At 56.0% G+C, this 18,601-nt stretch carries 17 protein-coding genes and 1 tRNA gene; 11 read left to right on the top strand and 7 right to left on the bottom strand.

Features of this window, described 5'->3' with window-relative positions; translation table 11 throughout:
• The 3 genes from N1037_12530 to fabI all read right to left on the bottom strand — a co-directional run bounded on the left by N1037_12530 (position 1) and on the right by fabI (position 2,861).
• Positions 1–1,176, bottom strand: coding sequence for an aminotransferase (locus N1037_12530; protein ID UWS78110.1), 1,176 nt, complete (start codon positions 1,174–1,176; stop codon positions 1–3).
• 186 nt (positions 1,177–1,362) lie between these two features.
• Positions 1,363–1,878, bottom strand: coding sequence for a xanthine phosphoribosyltransferase (gene gpt / locus N1037_12525; GenBank protein UWS78109.1), 516 nt, complete (start codon positions 1,876–1,878; stop codon positions 1,363–1,365).
• 179 nt (positions 1,879–2,057) lie between these two features.
• On the bottom strand, positions 2,058–2,861 hold the full coding sequence (fabI, locus tag N1037_12520) for an enoyl-ACP reductase FabI (protein UWS78108.1): 804 nt from the start codon (positions 2,859–2,861) through the stop codon (positions 2,058–2,060).
• A 188-nt stretch (positions 2,862–3,049) separates the two neighbouring features.
• Here fabI and pdxH point away from each other — a divergent pair, with 188 nt between their 5' ends.
• The 5 genes from pdxH to N1037_12495 all read left to right on the top strand — a co-directional run bounded on the left by pdxH (position 3,050) and on the right by N1037_12495 (position 9,505).
• The gene (gene pdxH / locus N1037_12515) at positions 3,050–3,655 is read left to right on the top strand and encodes a pyridoxamine 5'-phosphate oxidase (protein UWS78107.1); all 606 of its coding nucleotides are present in this window, start codon (positions 3,050–3,052) and stop codon (positions 3,653–3,655) included.
• A 118-nt stretch (positions 3,656–3,773) separates the two neighbouring features.
• Positions 3,774–4,316, top strand: coding sequence for a cold shock domain-containing protein (locus N1037_12510; GenBank protein UWS78106.1), 543 nt, complete (start codon positions 3,774–3,776; stop codon positions 4,314–4,316).
• Positions 4,317–4,320: 4 nt separating this feature from the next.
• Positions 4,321–4,809: a DUF192 domain-containing protein gene (locus tag N1037_12505; GenBank protein ID UWS78105.1), complete on the top strand. Its 489-nt coding sequence runs from the start codon at positions 4,321–4,323 to the stop codon at positions 4,807–4,809.
• A 44-nt stretch (positions 4,810–4,853) separates the two neighbouring features.
• Positions 4,854–4,930, top strand: a tRNA-Pro gene (locus N1037_12500).
• Between the two features lie 924 nt (positions 4,931–5,854).
• Positions 5,855–9,505 carry a vitamin B12-dependent ribonucleotide reductase gene (locus tag N1037_12495; protein UWS78104.1) on the top strand — a complete coding sequence of 1,217 codons (3,651 nt, stop codon included), beginning with the start codon at positions 5,855–5,857 and terminating at the stop codon, positions 9,503–9,505.
• Between the two features lie 159 nt (positions 9,506–9,664).
• Here the strand turns inward: N1037_12495 and N1037_12490 are convergent, their stop codons facing one another.
• From N1037_12490 to N1037_12480, 3 genes are read right to left on the bottom strand one after another with little or no spacing between them, the layout of a single operon-like run.
• A complete protein-coding gene (locus N1037_12490; protein ID UWS78103.1) occupies positions 9,665–10,438 on the bottom strand; it encodes an ABC transporter ATP-binding protein in 774 nt (257 codons plus the stop codon).
• On the bottom strand, positions 10,435–11,511 hold the full coding sequence (locus N1037_12485) for an iron ABC transporter permease (GenBank protein ID UWS78102.1): 1,077 nt from the start codon (positions 11,509–11,511) through the stop codon (positions 10,435–10,437). The genes N1037_12490 and N1037_12485 overlap by 4 nt, the downstream gene beginning before the upstream one ends.
• A 59-nt stretch (positions 11,512–11,570) precedes the next feature.
• On the bottom strand, positions 11,571–12,719 hold the full coding sequence (locus tag N1037_12480) for an ABC transporter substrate-binding protein (protein UWS78101.1): 1,149 nt from the start codon (positions 12,717–12,719) through the stop codon (positions 11,571–11,573).
• A gap of 224 nt (positions 12,720–12,943) precedes the next feature.
• Between N1037_12480 and N1037_12475 the strand changes: the two genes are divergently transcribed.
• The 3 genes from N1037_12475 to N1037_12465 are packed head-to-tail and all read left to right on the top strand — an operon-like array spanning position 12,944 to position 15,173.
• The gene (locus N1037_12475) at positions 12,944–13,516 is read left to right on the top strand and encodes a MarR family transcriptional regulator (GenBank protein ID UWS78100.1); all 573 of its coding nucleotides are present in this window, start codon (positions 12,944–12,946) and stop codon (positions 13,514–13,516) included.
• Positions 13,494–14,369 carry an alpha/beta hydrolase gene (locus N1037_12470; GenBank protein ID UWS78099.1) on the top strand — a complete coding sequence of 292 codons (876 nt, stop codon included), beginning with the start codon at positions 13,494–13,496 and terminating at the stop codon, positions 14,367–14,369. Before N1037_12475 ends, N1037_12470 begins: the two co-directional genes overlap by 23 nt.
• Before the next feature lie 45 nt (positions 14,370–14,414).
• Positions 14,415–15,173, top strand: coding sequence for an enoyl-CoA hydratase-related protein (locus tag N1037_12465; GenBank protein ID UWS78098.1), 759 nt, complete (start codon positions 14,415–14,417; stop codon positions 15,171–15,173).
• A gap of 125 nt (positions 15,174–15,298) precedes the next feature.
• Here the strand turns inward: N1037_12465 and N1037_12460 are convergent, their stop codons facing one another.
• Positions 15,299–15,775 carry a TetR/AcrR family transcriptional regulator gene (locus N1037_12460; protein ID UWS78097.1) on the bottom strand — a complete coding sequence of 159 codons (477 nt, stop codon included), beginning with the start codon at positions 15,773–15,775 and terminating at the stop codon, positions 15,299–15,301.
• A gap of 125 nt (positions 15,776–15,900) precedes the next feature.
• Here N1037_12460 and N1037_12455 point away from each other — a divergent pair, with 125 nt between their 5' ends.
• The 3 genes from N1037_12455 to N1037_12445 all read left to right on the top strand — a co-directional run bounded on the left by N1037_12455 (position 15,901) and on the right by N1037_12445 (position 18,481).
• Positions 15,901–16,581 (top strand): DUF1295 domain-containing protein, encoded by a 681-nt coding sequence (locus N1037_12455; protein UWS78096.1) that lies wholly within the window; start codon positions 15,901–15,903, stop codon positions 16,579–16,581.
• Positions 16,582–16,850: 269 nt separating this feature from the next.
• On the top strand, positions 16,851–17,114 hold the full coding sequence (locus N1037_12450) for a hypothetical protein (GenBank protein ID UWS78095.1): 264 nt from the start codon (positions 16,851–16,853) through the stop codon (positions 17,112–17,114).
• Complete coding sequence (locus N1037_12445) at positions 17,114–18,481, top strand: hypothetical protein (GenBank protein ID UWS78094.1); 1,368 nt, start codon at positions 17,114–17,116, stop codon at positions 18,479–18,481. Before N1037_12450 ends, N1037_12445 begins: the two co-directional genes overlap by 1 nt.
• Positions 18,482–18,601 lie beyond the last annotated feature (120 nt).

The following is an 18,601-nucleotide window of genomic DNA, read 5'->3' as shown; positions in this document are numbered from 1 at the left end:
CTACGGGGTGAAGTTGCACAACCGCGAGAACAGCTCGGCTATTCCGTCGGCATCCACATTGGCAAAGGCTATGCGGAACTGACGCGCGGCAGGTTTGCTGCCTTCCGGCATAAACATGGTGCCGGGCAACATCAGCACGGAGGCATCGGTGACCAGTTTTTTGGCAATCTCTTCGGCGGGGGCTTCGAAGGGATGTTCAACATAGGCAAAATAGGCGCCGCATCCCAACAGCTTCCACCCCTGGGCTTGCAGGCTGGGGAAGTGGTCGATGATGGCCTGTTTGCGGGCCAGGATTTCAGACCGTTCCCCAGCCAGCCAGTCTTGTAAGTTGTGAATACCCCATTGCGCGCCGATCTGTCCCAGCTGCGACGGGCAGATGGTAACGGTGTCGAGAAACTTCTCCATCTCAAACAGGCGCTGCGGCGCTGCGGCGATGGCGCCAACCCGGTGGCCGGTCAAACGGTAGGCTTTGGAGAAGGAATACAGATGGATCAAGGTCTGCTCCCAATCCGGATCCTGAAACAGCGCGTGAGGTGGCCCTGAGCGGCTGTCAAAGTCACGGTAGGTTTCGTCCACAATCAGGGTAAGCCCGTGGGATTTGGCCAGATCAAAATAGGCGCGCAGCAGGCCGGCGGGATATTCCACGCCGGTGGGGTTGTTGGGGGTCACCAGCACGATGGCCTTGGTCCGCGCTGTGATCAGCGCCTGCGCGGCGTCGAGATTTGGCAGCATATCATCGCCAACCTGCAGCGGGCGGGCGGTGACGCCGCTGAGATCGAGCCACATTTTGTGGTTGAAGTACCAGGGCACCGGAATGATCACCTCATCCCCTTCGCCGCAAAGCGATGCAATCGAGGCGGCAAAGGCCTGGTTGCAGCCCGAGGTGATCCCAACCTGAGCGGGGGAGATGTCAGCCGCGTAATGGCTGCTCATCTGGTCTGCGAGCGCCTGACGCAACCCGTCGCGCCCCAGCACCGCCCCATAAAGATGGGCGTCATCTTGGTTCAGCGCCGCCTCTGCCAGCGCCTGGCGCAGACCCAGTGGCGGCGGATCCGCCGGGGCGGCCTGGCTGACGTTGAGCAAAGGGCGCTGGCTGGGAAAAGTGACACCTTCGACCCAGCGACGGGATTCGACAATTGGCGAAAGAAAGGTGGCCTCTGTGCGCGACTTGGTCATGCCCGCTCCTGTTCAAGGGATTTTCTGGTTCAGAATTGGTAGGGGCTTGGGCGGGCGATGGCAATCACTCTGTTTTGGGCAAAATCCTTTTGCCAGAAAAAGAGGTGCACAGAAAAACGCGCCCCAAGGGGCGCGCTGGTTTTATGATTTCAAGAGAGGCGTTTGCGTCTAATCCGCGCCGTCTATCTAGGTGCCGCGATAGGGCTCGACATATTGCAGCGCCATATCCCAGGGGAAAAAGATCCAGGTGTCCTGGCTGACCTCGGTGATAAAGGTATCAACCATGGGGCGGCCTTTGGGTTTGGCATAGACGGTGGCAACATGCGCCTTGGGGTACATGGCCCGCACCAGCTCCAGAGTTTTGCCACTGTCCACCAGATCGTCGATGATCAGAATACCTTCGCCATCGCCCATCAGTGCGGGGTCGGGGCTTTTCAGCACTTCGGCTTCGCGCTGTTGATCGGCCTTGCCGCCGCCGGAATGATAGGATTTCACGCTGATGGTATCGACCGTGCGGATGTCCAGCTCGCGGGCGATGATCATTGCAGGGGCCATGCCGCCACGGGTGATTGCCACCACGGCGCGCCAGGCATTATTGTCGGGCCCCTGTCCATCCAAACGCCAGGCCAGCGCCCGGCTGTCTCGGTGGATCTGGTCCCAGCTGATATGAAAGCCTTTTTCATGCGGCAGGCGGTCTGTCATCTTTATGGCTCCGGCAGTGGCTGCGTGGGGGTGCTGATCCGATCTTTGCCGAGCTTCGCGGAGGAGGCCTGTGGGCGCAGTGATCAAAAAAGCAGTCTAGTCAAAGGTGGTGCCTCTTGATCACTCCGCCCCGTGAAGGCAATGGGGGCAGGGTGAACAGGAGGGGTATCTAGCAGAGGTTATTTTGTAATGTCAGGCGCGTCGACAGCTTTCATGCCAACCACGTGATAGCCCGCATCCACGTGCAGGTTCTCACCGGTCACGCCGGAGCTGAGATCAGACAGCAGGTACAGGGCCGATTTGCCCACATCATCCGTGGTCACATTGCGACGCAGCGGCGAGTTGTATTCGTTCCACTTCATGATGTAGCGGAAATCACCAATACCCGAGGCGGCCAGGGTTTTGATCGGACCAGCCGAGATGGCGTTGACGCGAATGCCGTCTTTGCCCAGATCTTCGGCCAGATATTTGACGGAGGCTTCTAGCGCGGCCTTGGCAACACCCATGACATTATAGTGCGGCATCACCTGCTCGGCGCCATAATAGGTGAGCGTCAGCATCGAGCCGCCCTCAGCCATCATCTTTTCCGCGCGTTTGGCGATGGCGGTAAAGGAATAGACCGAAATATCCATGGTCATCTGGAAATTGTCGCGGCTGGTGTCGACGTAGCGGCCGCGCAGCTCGCTCTTGTCAGAGAAACCAATGGCATGAACCACAAAGTCCAGCTTACCCCATTTTTCCTGCAAGGAGGCAAACAGCGCATCCATCGAGGCTTCGTCCGAAACATCGCAGGGCAGAACGATATCGCTCCCCAGCTGTTCGGCCAGCGGTACGACGCGTTTTTTCAGAGCGTCGCCCTGAAAGGAAAAGGCCAGCTCAGCACCCGCATCGGCACAGGCTTTGGCTATTCCCCAGGCAATCGATTTGTCATTGGCCAGGCCCATGATCAGACCGCGCTTGCCGGTCAGCAGTTGATTAGACATTCAGGTTCTCCGCCTGTGTTCCGTAAAGTTAAACACGTTTAATATGTTGGTGCGCCTGCTTCAAGGGGCCACCTTGATTGTTCCTGCAACTGACCCGGTGGCTGTCCAGGCCAGATCCGTGTCGCGCAGCCCTTGCTGTTCTGAAAGGTGCTGCCTAGTGTACCGACGAAAACAGACAGGAGGCTCTTATGAGCGAACGTTCAGGGATCTTTGCCGGCGATGACCCATTTGAAATTGCCCGCACCTGGCTGACAGAGGCGGAAAAGACCGAAATCAATGATCCCAATGCGATTGCGTTGGCGACGGTTGATTCCAATGGGTTGCCCAATTCGCGCATGGTCTTGCTGAAAGAGATCGAAGCGGACGCTTTTGTCTTTTATACAAATTACGAAAGCGCCAAGGCCCAGGAGCTGGACCAGGCTGGCAAGGCCTCCTTTGTCATGCATTGGAAATCCCTGCGGCGGCAAATCCGCGTGCGCGGCAATATCAGCCGCGAGGAGGGGCCAAAGGCGGATGAGTATTATGCCTCTCGCTCGCTCAAAAGCCGCCTTGGCGCCTGGGCCTCAAAACAGTCCCGGCCGCTGGACAGCCGTGCCAGCCTGATGGCTGAGGTGGCGAAGGTGACAGCCACCAAGGGGCCGAATCCCCCAAGACCGCCGTTTTGGGGTGGGTATCGAATTTCACCTGTCGAAATTGAGTTTTGGGCGGATGGGGCCTTTCGTTTACACGACCGTTTTACTTGGATTTATGATGCCGAACAGGACAAATGGTCTGTTTCGCGACTTAATCCTTAAGGTTTATCAAGGAAAATAGCACTTTCCTAACAAATGGGAGGGTTTTTGCTTGAAATTAGGCAGTGAAATCGCGCATCACGTCACTACCAAAATGAAAAATACGCAGTGGATGAGATAAGTGGCAGAAGATCTGAGCAGCCTGCAGCAAATCCAAGGCCTCGTTAAATGGTTTGATCCCACCAAGGGATTTGGTTTTGTTGTGTCCGATCTGGGCGGCCCTGATATTTTGTTGCACGTAAATGTACTTCGTAATTTCGGACAGAGTTCCGTTGCAGATGGTACCCGTGTCGAAATAGTGACCCATCGCACCGATCGGGGGGTGCAGGCGGTCGAAGTCCTGGCAATCCATCCGCCAGAGCGCGAGGAGTCTCCGGTTCTGAGCGATTTTGCCGATTTTGACCTCAGTGATTTGACCTCCAAACCGCTGGTACCTGCGCGGGTGAAGTGGTTCAACAAAGGCAAGGGATTTGGTTTTGCCAATATCTTTGGTCGCAGCGAAGATGTCTTTCTGCATGTAGAGGTGCTGCGCCAATCTGGCTTGGCGGATCTACAACCTGGCGAAGCCCTGGCCGTGCGGGTGATTGACGGCAAACGCGGTCAAATGGCTGCCGAAGTTCAAGCCTGGGAAGCCGCCCTGCTTGAAAATAGTCAGGACAGCTGATCTCATGGCGCGGTTGAGAGCCTCTCTCGCCGCACCGGCCTTGGCCCTTTTCTGTGGCTTGGGCCTTTGTGCCCCAGTTCTCGCAGCGGACTGTCGTCCCGATCGGGTGGAGCTGCGTGGCAGCTGGGGGCAAACATCCTTTTCCGTTGAAATTGCTGATGACGAAGCCGAACGCGCCCAGGGGCTGATGTTCCGCGAAAGCATGGCGCGGGGCGCGGGTATGCTTTTTGTCTATTCAAAGCCGCAGCGCGTGGCCTTTTGGATGAAGAATACCCTCATTCCACTTGATATCATTTTTCTCGATCAGACCGGTCGAGTCATTCGGGTGCAGGCGGATGCGGTTCCCGGTGATCTGACGCCGCTGCCCGGCGGCAGTAACGTCTTTGCTGTGCTCGAAATCAACGGTGGTTTGGCCGCTAGATATGGAATTTCGATCGGCACCGAGATGCGCCACAAAGTTTTTTCAAAAACTGCACCAATTTGGCCTTGTTAGGGGTTTTCAAATCAATCCACTGGCGTTAGGAACAGCGCACGGTCCGGGGCGTGGCGCAGTCTGGTAGCGCACCTGTTTTGGGTACAGGGGGTCGTGAGTTCGAATCTCGCCGCCCCGACCATAATCACTTGAAAGCATTGCGCTTTTCGGTGGTGTTTATAAGAGAAGGCCCTATTGGGTCGGACCTAAAACGGGCAGTTCGCATTCAGATGCGACTGCCCGTTTTCTTTTTCTAGCACCTCAGTCCAGACCTCATATCGATCTGTTTTGTCTCAAGGTATAGCTGCCCGGGCGGCGCGCATTCCGGTTGGGCTCTAATAGGCTTTGCCAATCTTTCTGGTAGGACTGCATAGAATCACAGCGCGGCGCTGAATCAGTTTGGAATATCCCTGTAGCCGCTCTTAACCCTTCCTTAAGGAAGTGACGCGAAAGCGTGGCAATAGGTTTAAAAAGTGTTAACGATCTATACGCCAGGTCCGGGATCGGTTGCTCAAAATCTGTGCAAGGATATCACAGGTCCACCTAGAGCCTGTTGGCTGATGCTGGACCGGGCAAGCTTGCCTTTGCTGACCGTGCGCTGGTGGTATTTTTGGCAGGGCTTTGCGAAGGGAGTGCGGTGCGCTTTCAACTTCTAGGGACAAGTCGTTGCTGTTACCCGAATTTTCCCAGCTGCTGGATTGGTAACTTTTGCCCCCTGCGATGCCGTAGCCTGTGGGTGAATCACTCGCAACTGCAAGCGCCGCGTTTTGGGAATTTTCGTCAACAGTAAAGATGGTTTAAAATTGGTAAAATATCCGTTGACCCTCTTGGGGTCTATACGCCAAATTGTGGGAATTCGAGTTGGCGCTACTAGATCTAGTGAGATTTGCAGCGCCGGGACGATGGGAAAACACTAGACATATCCACAATAAATGGCCGGCGAAGGTCTTGTGTAGTTGGCCCGTAAACAGGCCTGCCAGCTGTGATGTGCTTTCCGACCGGACAGGTCACAGCGGCTGCTGTGGCGGCAATGAAGTTATGAGACGAACATCTCAAGGGGCAGAGCATGAAGATCGAGCGCAAATTCACCAAGTCAGGGCAGGACGCCTATAAATCTCTGGATTTCATTTCTGCCACCTCAGAAATTCGAAACCCGGATGGCACCATTGTGTTCCGCCAGGAGAATATCGAGGTGCCCTCCAGCTGGAGTCAGGTTGCCAGTGATGTCATTGCGCAGAAGTATTTTCGCAAAGCCGGCGTGCCAGAGCGGCTGAAAAAGGTCAAAGAAGAGGGCGTACCCGAATTCCTATGGCGCTCTGTTCCCGCTGGCAAGGATGTGCCCACTGGGGGCGAAACCTCCTCTAAGCAGGTGTTTGATCGTCTGGCGGGGGCCTGGACCTATTGGGGCTGGAAAGGCGGCTATTTCACCAGCGAAGAAGACGCCCGCGCCTATTTTGACGAAATGCGCCACATGCTGGCGACCCAGCGCGCCGCGCCCAATAGCCCACAATGGTTCAACACCGGTCTGCACTGGGCCTATGGGATTGATGGTCCGGCCCAGGGCCACCACTATGTTGATTACAAAACCGGCAAGCTGACAAAATCCACCAGCTCCTATGAGCACCCGCAGCCCCATGCCTGCTTTATCCAGTCCGTGGCGGATGACCTGGTCAACGAGGGCGGCATTATGGATCTTTGGGTGCGCGAGGCGCGCCTGTTCAAATATGGCTCTGGCACCGGCACCAATTTCAGCCACCTGCGCGGCGAAGGAGAGGCCCTGTCGGGTGGCGGCAAATCCTCTGGTCTGATGGGCTTCCTGCGTATTGGCGACCGCGCTGCGGGGGCGATCAAATCCGGCGGCACCACCCGGCGCGCGGCCAAGATGGTTATTGTGGATGCGGACCATCCCGATATCGAAGATTTCATCGAATGGAAGGTCATCGAAGAGCAGAAAGTTGCCTCGATTGTGGCCGGTTCCAAGATGCATGAGAAGATGCTGAACAGCATTTTTGCCGCCATCCGGTCCTGGGATGGCGCCTCTGAGGATGCCTATGAGCCTGCAAACAACCCGGCGCTGAAAACGGCGGTCCGCGAGGCCAAGAAGGTTGCCATCCCCGAGACCTATATCAAACGTGTGCTGGACTACGCCAAGCAGGGTTATGACAGCATTGAATTCCCGATCTATGATACCGACTGGGATTCAGAGGCCTATAATTCTGTCTCTGGTCAGAACTCCAACAACTCGATCCGGGTCACCAATGCGTTTTTGCATGCGGTGAAAAAAGATGCCGATTGGCAGCTGATCAACCGCACGGATGGCAAGGTCGCCAAAACCGTCAAGGCGCGGGATCTGTGGGAAAAAGTCGGCCATGCGGCCTGGGCCTGTGCCGATCCTGGCATTCAGTTCCACGACACCGTGAACGAGTGGCATACCTGCCCGGCGGATGGGGAAATTCGCGGCTCAAACCCGTGTTCGGAATATATGTTTCTGGATGACACCGCCTGTAACCTGGCCTCATTGAACCTGTTGACCTTCTACAAGGATGGCAAGTTCCAGGCTGAGGACTACATGCATGCCTGCCGTCTATGGACCGTGACACTGGAAATCTCGGTCACCATGGCGCAGTTCCCCTCCAAAGAGATCGCTCAGCGGTCTTATGACTTCAGAACCCTGGGCCTGGGCTATGCCAATATCGGCGGTTTGCTAATGAACATGGGCTATGGCTACGACAGCGAGGAAGGCCGGGCGCTTTGCGGTTCGCTGACCGCGCTGATGACTGGTGTTGCCTATGCCACCTCGGCTGAGATGGCCGGGGAACTGGGCGCATTTTCTGGCTATGCCCGCAATGCCGACGCCATGCTCAAGGTCATTCGCAACCACCGCACCGCGGCAATGGGCAAGGTTACGGGCTATGAGGGGCTTTCGGTTCCACCTGTGCCGCTGGATATTTCCGGCTGCCCAGATGCGCGGCTTGCGGATCTGGCCATGGGGGCCTGGGACGAGGCATTGGAGCTGGGTGAAAAGCACGGCTACCGCAATGCCCAAACCACCGTCATCGCCCCGACCGGCACCATTGGCCTGGTAATGGACTGTGACACCACCGGAATTGAGCCGGACTTTGCCCTGGTGAAATTCAAGAAACTGGCTGGTGGCGGCTACTTCAAAATTATCAACCGGTCGGTGCCCTCCGCTCTCGAAGGGCTCGGATATAGCTCCTCGCAGATTGAAGAGATCGTCTCTTACGCGGTGGGTCATGCGTCCCTCGGCAATGCGCCGGGTATCAACCACACCTCGCTGGCTGGCCACGGCTTTGGCCCCAATGAATTGTCCAAGATCGACAGTGCCTTGGAAGCAGCTTTTGACATTCGCTTTGTGTTCAACCAGTGGACCCTGGGCGAGGATTTCTGCACCGGCGTACTGGGCATCCCGGCTAAAAAGCTGAATGATCCCACCTTTGATTTGCTGCGCCATCTCGGCTTTAGCAAGGCCGACATCGACGCCGCCAATGACCATGTCTGTGGCACCATGACGCTGGAAGGGGCGCCACATCTGAAAGAAGAGCATTATCAGATCTTTGACTGCGCCAACCCTTGTGGCAAAAAAGGTAAGCGTTTTCTTGGCGTTGAAAGCCATATCCGCATGATGGCTGCAGCCCAGAGCTTTATCTCCGGGGCGATTTCAAAAACCATCAACATGCCCAATGATGCCGCCATCGAAGAGTGCCAGAAAGCCTATGAACTGAGCTGGTCCCTGGGTGTCAAGGCCAATGCGTTGTACCGTGATGGCTCCAAGCTGAGCCAGCCGCTGGCAGCGGCGCTGGTTGAGGATGACGATGAGGCAGCAGAGCTGCTGGAAACCGGCAACAATCAGGAAAAAGCCGTTGTTCTGGCAGAGAAAATTGTCGAGAAGATCGTCATCAAGGAAGTGATCAAATCCCACCGCACCAAGATGCCGCACCGGCGCAAGGGCTATACGCAAAAAGCGGTTGTTGGCGGTCACAAAGTCTACCTGCGGACCGGCGAATATGAGAGCGGCACCCTGGGTGAGATCTTCATCGACATGCACAAAGAGGGTGCAGGGTTCCGGGCGATGATGAACAACTTTGCCATCGCGGTCTCGGTTGGTCTGCAATACGGCGTGCCCCTGGAAGAGTTCGTCGATGCCTTTACCTTCACCAAGTTCGAACCCGCCGGCATGGTGCAGGGCAATGACTCGATCAAAAATGCCACCTCGGTACTGGACTATGTGTTCCGCGAACTGGCGGTGAGCTATCTGGATCGCACGGATCTGGCGCATGTCAAACCCCAGGGCCCTGCCTTTGACGACATTGGCCGCGGCGAGGAAGAAGGCGTGTCCAACCTGTCGGAAATCAGCGAAAGCGCCGCAACCCGGTCGCTCGAAGTGCTGAAACAGATCTCTTCCACTGGGTATCTGCGCAAGCGTCTACCACAGGATCTTGTGGTGCTTCAGGGCGGGCAAACCGGTGGAACGGGGTTAATGAACGCAGGTCTCTCGGCGGCGGATCCGGTTTCCGATCTGCAATCCCTGGTGCCAGAAACCACCGCAGCCCCAGTCACGGGCATGGATGCGCGCACCAAGGCCAAGATGCAGGGCTATGAGGGCGAAGCCTGCGGCGAATGCGGCAACTACACGCTGGTGCGTAATGGTACCTGCATGAAGTGCAACACCTGCGGCTCCACCTCTGGCTGTTCCTAAGCCCTTGGGGAGACGTAGTTTACGGGTCAGGCTGTTTAGATGTAACTCTTTGTAGCAAGGCCTTGACTTAACATTATAAAACCCGCGCCAGATTTGGCGCGGGTTTTGTTATTTCGCGGTTTCCTGTGTCGAGCAGCCCGTCAGAGCAACAGGATATATTTACGACGCATAGGCATGGACGGTCAGATCCTGTCTGGGGCCGGTGCTGGTTTCGACCTCCACCTTGTAGGTTTCGGATATCGCCGGTGAGCGCAGTACAGTTTCTGCACTGCCCTGGGCAAGAATGCGCCCCTGACCCAATAGGATAAGGTGATCGGCAAATCGCGCTGCGAGGTTCAGATCATGCAAGGCAACAACGCCAATACTGTCGCGCGCCATCATGGTGGCGCGAATACGGGTCAGCACCTCTAGCTGATGACGCAGATCCAGCGCCGAGGTGGGCTCATCAAACAGGTAGACATCAGAGTGGCGGATCAGTGCCTGGGCCACCGAAACCATCTGGGATTGGCCGCCGGACAGATCGCTCACATAGGCTTGCGACAAATGCCCGATCCCGGCTTCTTCCAGGGCCTGGGCCACGGCCGCCATATCTGCCCCAGAGACCCGCCAGCCGCGCAGTTGTTTATGGGCCATCATCACCACATCAAAAACGGTCAGGGCTGCGTTTGCGGCAAAGTACTGCGGCATAAAGCAGATACGTTTAAGCCGGTCCCGAGCCCCCAAGGAGGCTAGGTTCGTGTCATTCAGGATGACGTGACCCGCTGCAGGCTTGACCAGACCTGAGATCAGGCGAAACAGGGTGGATTTCCCCGCCGCATTTGGCCCGATCAAAGCCGTCAGCTTGCCCGAGGGCAATGGATCAAACTCCAGCCCCTTCAGAACGGGCCGCGCCCCATAGGAAAAGGACAGGTTTTCAGCGCTTAGTTTGGTCATTGCCAATGCCTCTTACGTTGTCCAAGGATCAACAGGATGAAAAACGGGATACCGATCAGCGATGTGATCATGCCAATTGGATAGACAATGCCCGGGGTGATTGCCTTGGAGGCGATTGAGGTGCCGGACATGATCAGCGCACCGCAAAGCGCCGAAAGCGGAAGAAACCCCCGTTGATCTTCGCCGACGATCATGCGGGCAATATGGGGACCTACAAGCCCGACAAAGGCCACAGCTCCGACAAAGGACACCGCAACCGCAGACAGCAGCGACACCCCAGCCAGGACCGACATGCGCAACAGCGAAACATTGACCCCAAGCGCTGCGGCTTTTTCCTCGCCCATGCGCAGGGCCGTCAAAGCCCAGGACCGGGACATGAAAAAGGGCAGCACAATCAGCAAAACGGCGATGCAGACGCCAACTTTGGCCCAGGAGGCACGGGCGAGTGAGCCGAGTTGCCAGAAAATCAGCTGTGCCAATTGCAGCTCGGATGCGCCGTATTGAAGAAAAGCCAGCAAGGCGTTGAATGTAAACAGCATCGCGATCCCGACAAGGATCATCGCCTCAGGTGTGACGCCGCGCAGACGGGTGAACAGAAACAAACAGCCAGAGGTGAGCATCGCCAGAACAAAGGCATTGGCGGTGACAAACAGCCCGCCGACACCCGGCACAACCGACCAGCCCAGTACGATGGCCAGCGCAGCGCCAAAGCTGGCGGCCGATGACAGGCCGAGGGTAAAGGGATCTGCAAGCGGGTTGTTCAAAATGGTCTGCATTTCCGCACCGGCAACGCCCAGCATGGCGCCAACCGTCACCGCCATCAGGGCCACGGGCAACCGCAGCTGCCAGATGATCACCTGTTCTTTTGGCGATGCCAGCGATGGATCCAGGATCACCGCAAGCGTGCGTCCAAAGCTCAGGTTTGCAGGCCCGGTGATGATGTCCAGAACAACAAGGCACATCATTACGATTACCGCGCCTGCAACCAGCCCAACGCGGCGCAGACTGCGCCGTTTGTAAGCCATCACCAGAGCAGCTGCGTTCAAACCAGCAGAGGTCGTTTGATCTGTCATTTTAGGATTTCCAAGTGTCAGGTTCGCAGAGCACAGCCGCAGTGCGAACCTGGTGAGTGTTATTTGAGCGATGCCCAGAACTGGCCGGAGGCTTCAAACGGCAGAAACTGATCGTGCAGTTCTTCAAAGGAGGCCTGCGGATCCAGATCTGCAAACTCCTCTGGGTGGAGCCATTTGGCAATCTGTTGCACCGCAACGAAGTGATAGGGTGAATTGTAAAACTGGTGATAGATCGCGTGCATATTGCTCTCTTTCACCGCCCGCATCTGGGCAAACCCGGTGCGCTCTGCCAGCGCCTGTAGCTTGGCCTGATTTTCCACCGGGTCGCCGTCATAGCCCAGCAAAATCGAGGTGACCTCTGGGCGCGTCTCTTTCCAGTTGGCACCGGTGGCGATGATGTGATCAGGGTCCGCCTCAATCAGCCCTTCCAGACTGATATCGACAGAATAGGCATTGGCCAGGGTTGAGCCATAGTTGACCCCGCCTGCCAGTTCGACAAAGCGGCCAAAGTTGTAGGGACCAAAGGACCAACAGCAAAAATCAGTTTGCCAGCCGGCGGCGTTTTCTATCGCCACCAGCGGGCGCGCGTCCGCCGGGATCTGATCAACAACGTTTGTGACCTTGCGCATCTGGCCGATATAGAAATCAATAAACTCCGCAGCCCGCTTTTCCTCGCCCAGGATACGGCCCATCATCAACAGCGATGGCACGGTATTTTCGGTTGCGTTGCGGCGGAAATCAACAAAGGCCACGTTGACGCCTGCGGTTTCCATCTTTTCGATCAGGCCGGTTTCTTTGGCTTTGAACAGGTTGCCCACGTCGAGCAACAAGAGATCTGTCTCTGCCTCCAATACGGCTTCGATGCTGAAATCGCCAGCATAGGGATTGCCAAAGTTGATCAGGCGGGCGGTGTCGTCTGGGAGGGCGTTTGCGTATTTGCGGAAAGCATCTGGATCGTAGTTGATCAGATCGTCTTTCCAGCCAACGATTTTTTCAAACGGATTGCAGGTGGTGATCGGCGCGATTGAATAGATCATGCGGCCTTCGCCCAGAACAATCTTGTCAGGCAGTTCGGTGAACGTGACCTGTCGGCCGGCAATATCTGTAACAGTGAGGGCGTCCGCTTGAGCTTCACTGGCTTGTGCAATCAAGAGTGCACTGGCTGTAACAGCACCAAGGAAACCGCCCATTGATGTCGCATAGGACATAAGCGTCTCCAGTGTGTTGATCGTGTGAGTCGGGGTTGTAATGAACTTTTTTGATATACCCAAGTGATTTTGTAAGAAAATGGAAGGGCGGGAGTTCAACTCAAGTGCGTCCGGTAAAATGCTGAAATAATATGAAATAATTCTCCCATCCTTGCGCTTGATCGGGTGAGGGCCCTCTGTGATCAAAATCCTCTGTGCTTGAACAGCTTTGATTTTGATCCTCTGTGACTTCGCGTCATGCCGTTGGAGCAGGTATTGCCAGGTCTGGTTGGTCCATATACGAACTAAATATAAGTTTGTTTTGGAGCCCTGTTGTGTCGGTAAAACTGCGTGTCTTTCATCAATTGCAGGTGGCTCATAATGCGTTGTTTCGCGCGGCTGACCAGCGTACGCGCCAGAGCGTGGGGCTGACCACAAGCCAAATTGCAGTGCTATTTGTCTTGTCCCAGTCAGATGCGCAGCCCATTTCTGAAATTGCCAAACGGCTCTCGATGGGGAAATCCAGTCTGACGGGGCTGGTGGATCGCATGGTTGATCGTGACCTTGTTGCCCGCATTGCCTCTACCAGTGATCGCCGGGTTATCAATGTGCATCTTGCGCAAAACGGCGCCAAAATTCTGGCCCATGTCAAAGAAGAGACCTCCCATTTCAATTCAGCTTTGCTTGCACCTTTTAATGATAAAGAACAGCTGGTTATCCAGAGGTTCTTAACGCATCTCGTCGATCACGCGGATGAGATTATCAACCCTGTTTCACCCCCTGGCGGAGATGACCATGACGCAATCGACACAGCGTGAACCAACACGTTTTTCCACCAGTGACGGTGTCACGCTGCAAGGCGATTTGACCAGCTGCGACAGCCCTAAACTGGCGGTTCTGATCTCCGCCGGCACCGGGTTTCCGCGCCAGTTTTATCATGCGATTGCGCAGTTTATGGCCGAACGTGGCGCCGTTGTGCTGACCTATGATTATCGCGGCATTGCAGGGTCGTGCCAGGGGGATCTGGCCCAATCTGAGATCGAGTATCCTGATTGGGGCCGATACGATATGGTTGCCGCCGTGGAGCACCTGTGCCAGGCGGCGCCGGGTCTGCGCATCACCCATCTGGCCCATAGCGTTGGCGGCCATTTCATTGGCGTTATGTCCAATCACCAAGCCATTGATCGCCATGCATTTGTTTCTGTTGGAACTGGGTATTTTGGCGGCCACCAAATCAAGAATTGGCCGCTTGAGTTTTACTTCTGGTGGATTTTGGGCAGCTATTCCTTGCTGCGCTGGGGCTATATCAAACCTGTGGGCGGCTGGCAGGGCGAGGCCTTGCCACCGCGCGTGTTCAGAACCTGGCGCAAATGGAGCCAACGTCGCAGCTATTTTCGCACCGATTATGAGGGGCTGCTAAAGCCACAGCACTACGGCGATGTGACGGCACCTATCCGATCCTGGGTCTTTTCCGATGATCCAATTGCGACCCCGCGGGCGGCGCGCGATCTGCTGGCGTACTATCCCAACGCAGCGAAATCATTGCACATTCGAACCCCCGCTGACATTGGTGTTAAGCGTATTGGTCACGAGGGTGCCTTTCGACCAGGCCGCGAAGCGCTTTGGTTGGAATGCTGGAATTGGCTTTCACAAGATCAGGTAACTGATTGAATTGGCAGAATTGCCTCTACGACTTCACATGTTAGGACTGCTGTTATGACCGACACAATTACACTAGAGGCCGATGGCCGGGTTACCCTTCTGACCATCAATCGGCCGCAAAAACGCAATGCGATCACCCAACAGATGTATGGGGTCATGGCAGATGCGCTCAAAGCCTATGAGGCCTCTGACACACAGCGCGCCTTTGTCATTACCGGAGCGGAGGATTATTTCACCGCTGGCAATGACCTGCAGGATTTTTCCACGGCGGATCACACAGAGGATTTGCCACCTGTCGCCCGGTTTCTCGAAGCGATCTCTACTTGCAAAAAGCCGGTGATTGCCGCCGTGAATGGCCCCGCAATTGGCATCGGGCTGACGATGCTGCTGCATTGTGATCTGGTCTATGCCTCTGCCAGCGCAACCTTCACCGCGCCCTTTGTCAAATTGGGCCTGGTGCCAGAGGCTGCCTCGTCAATGTTGTTGTCGGCCTCGGTAGGTATGGCAGTGGCCAATGACATCCTGCTGGCCGGGCGCAGCCTGTCCGCCGAAGAGGCGCATAGCTACGGTCTGGTTTCCCGGGTATTTGATGACGGCGCGCTGCAGGGGCAGGTGGCAGAGATTGCCAAACACGTCGCCGCATCGGCGCCTGAGGCGATTAAACTGTCAAAATCCCTGATCCGTCATCAGCGCGATCAGGTTGCAGTGCACATGCAGCGCGAGTCCGACCTGTTTGTGGCGCAGTTGAAATCTCCGGAGTTCGCCGAGGTTGTCTCTGCGATGATGCAAAAACGAACGCCGTCTTTTTCCTGACGCCGCTTAGGTGCTCGCTCTGCCACCTTCTGGTCACCCAGGCTGTTGGCAGGTTGGCATGGGCCGTCAGTCTGTACTGGCACAGATTGCGCCCCCAGATGGGGCGTCATTCTGCTTTCTGGGCGTCATTTCCCAGAAAAATAGTCTAACATCAGTTCTCCCAACAAACGGGCCAGGACCGCCTCGGCCCGTTTTTCCCCGACAATACTTGTGACAACCCTGCGATAAGCACTCATGGCCACCTGCATGGCCTCATCCTGGGCAATCTCGTTTTGGGTCTTGCCCCGCAGGTAGTCAAAAATCAGCGCCATTTCGCGGGCAAAATCCTGACGCAGGGCCTCTGTCAGGCGGTGAAGGTTTTCCTGCTCTGACGCCGCTGGGTCGACAAAATCGGCGTCAAATGCGCCCATAACCTGTTTGGTGCAGGCTAAAAACAGATCTTCTTTGCTTGGAAAGTAGTGATACAGCGCGCTTTTTGACAGGCCCAGATGCTGCGCCACCGCGCGCATACTGGTGCCGGCATAGCCATGATCCGAAAAATACCCCGCAGCGCGTTGCGCCAGGTGCTGACTGTGAGCCTGGTGGTCGACAATTTTTGGCATCTGTTTTCGTCCGATTGGTCCAAATACTGTTGACATGAAGCAAGGGCGAGGTCTAGAGCAGTTTTATAGACCGAGTGGACGAAAAAGGGTTTTTCCCTGAACCGGCAGCAAGAAAGGAAACGCCAATGGCAACCAGATACGGCGGTGTTGATCGCGCCCATGCCCGGTCATTTGGGCCAAAACTGACCTTTGCAGTTTTGCACCTTTGTCTAGTGGTGATTTGCCTGTGGCTGGCCTTTGGCGGTTTTGAGTGGGCTGATCCAACCCGGGCCAAAGTCCTGGCGCTATGCGCTGTGCTGTATTGGGGGCGGCACGGGGTGACGCTTTTTGTGATCCTGCAGCGCCGGGTTGAACTCTCCGAAGGGCTGGGACTGACCGTGTTTATTGGCATCGTTGAAGTTGGGTTTTTGCTGCTGGGGGCAGGGGCTTTGTCCGGTATTGCCACACCTTTTGGTCCTTGGGATTGTCTGGGGGGGGCTTTGTTGGTGATCGGATCCTCCCTGAACACCGGCTCTGAACTGCAACGACGTGCCTGGAAAAAACTGCCCGGCTCACAGGGGCGCTGCTACACGGGGGGGCTGTTCTCTTATTCCATGCATATCAACTATTTTGGCGACAGCCTGATGTTCACGGGATGGGCCATTCTGGCAGCCTCGGTCTGGGCGTTCTCCATTCCCTTGCTGATGACTGCGCTGTTTGTCTTTTACCACATCCCAGCGCTGGATCGGTATCTGGCCGACCGATATGGCGCCCAGTTCCATGTCTATTCCCGCAAAACTGCCAAGTTCGTGCCGTTCCTCTATTGACGCCAAACTATCCCAACTCTGGGTGCCAAACTTCGGCCACATAGGGAAAAATTGATCCTGTTGCCTGGGCATCGGGCGCCGTCGATTATATTTTACAACCTCAATTCGCCTATTTTGGTCTCGCGACACTGAATGAAGGGCGGATCTCGGAAGCTTTTGTTTCCCCAGCGGCAGGAGCGGTCTGGTGCAAATGGGAGTGACAGCGATCCCGAGCCCGTTCGGCCCCAAATAGGGGCCGTATTTCACTTGAAACCATGAGGCCAAACCACATGCCCCAGACTGATCCTTTTGCTGATATGAGCCGCAGCTTGACCAGCCCCGCCACCGAGCATTTTTCCATCGCGCCGGCCGATGGCGTTGATCTGCCAGTGCGCCCGCGTGTGCTGCGAGTTGTGAGCTCGGGCGATCTTGCTATGCGCGATTGCGAGGGCCAGGTGATCACCTATGCTGTCTATGCCGGTGAAACCCTGCAGTTTTCGGCCGTCGGCGTCGAGTCCACCGGGACCACGGCCACTGTTGTGGGTTGGCTCTGATGTTGGGGCTGGGGTTGGGGATCGGCGTGGCGCAGACCGCGCCACTGAGGCGCTACAGTATCGGCGGCAAGGCCCCGGCTGTGGTCGCGGACTATTCTTCCGGGATCTATGGTCTCAACGGTACGCCTGGGGTCTTCAACGGGCTGTTCAGCTTTTCCCGGCTATCCGCCGCCTGGAAACTTAACGCCCTGGGTCACTGGGTCAAGGCGCTGGCAGGCGAGCCGCGCACCGGGCATCACATCTGGAAAGATGGCAAGCTGGTGCCTGCTGGCCAGCTGGTGGAGAGTGCGACCCGAACGCAGGAATTCAGCTACAGCAAGCTTGACGATGCGAGCCTCGGCAGTACGTTCCAAACACTTGGTTCAGATGTGACCATTCAAGGCGGCTCAACTGACATCGTTACTGAAGTCGTGGCGACCGGGACACAAAATGGCATCCCCTACATTGATTGGAGTATTAGCGGAACCAACAACGCAGGGACCACTCAGTTTTATAACATCACTGACAATCGACAGCTTGTGACTAGTCCAGGCGACACTTACACGATCAGCGCTTATCTTAAGCTTATTTCTGGTTCGCTCGGAGCTTCCACTGGCACGGTTCAACTTTACGGCCATTATCGAGACGCTGGGAACGCTCTTATCGGCCAAGCCAATAGAGATGTCACGTCTGACATTACTGGGGATTTTCAGCGCCTGAGTGGTGGTGGGCAGGCAGCACCTGCGGGAACCACTAACATTGCTGCTAAGGGCTTGTTTGTCCGTGTGCCTGATGGAAACAGCATAAATATTGTTCTTCGTATTGGCCTGCCACAGGTCGAAAGCGGAGGTGTCTCAACATCTCCAATAGTTTCAACTGGATCACCGATCTCTGTTGCCGCTGAAAGCTTACAGATCGACACGCCAGCTTTATCTTCTGCCTTTGATGGCGCCATGCCCGAGGAGCTGACCCTGCTCATTAATGGCACTGTGACCTATGCTGATGAGGACAGCTTCAACACTGTAAAGCTAATTGAATGGCGCGTTTCCAGCGATGATTATCTTGAAATCTCTTTGGACACTTCTGGTGCAGAAACTGGAGAGGTGAATTTCAAAAGTAATTTGGGTGGGGTTTTTACGGGTGCGCAGTCTGCCCCTGATGCTTATTCCCCTGGAACCGAGGTTCACTTTTCCATTGCTTTGATCGTGACCGCCACGGCTATCGAGGGCTTTTGCAACGGGGTGTCAACCGGACAGATAGCCCATGGAGGCATGGCTGACCTGTTGTCTGCGCCAACGAAGCTCTTCCCAGTGGGCAACGCCACACTCAAAGACATCCGCCTCTGGTCCAAGGCTCTCCCAGATGCCGATCTGTTGCAGGCCATCTGAGGATGGCGACCGGTTGCAAAGTTTCCTGAGCGCTGCAAATGATCAACGATCCAGCGCAGAGCTGACAGGCAGGCCGATGTTCCGCGCCCAAGGCTCCAGATCATAGGCTGGGGGAACGCT

Source organism: Phaeobacter sp. G2, assembly GCA_025163595.1.
Taxonomy (GTDB): Bacteria; Pseudomonadota; Alphaproteobacteria; order Rhodobacterales; family Rhodobacteraceae; genus Pseudophaeobacter.
This window is presented reverse-complemented; position numbering and strand designations above follow the sequence as displayed.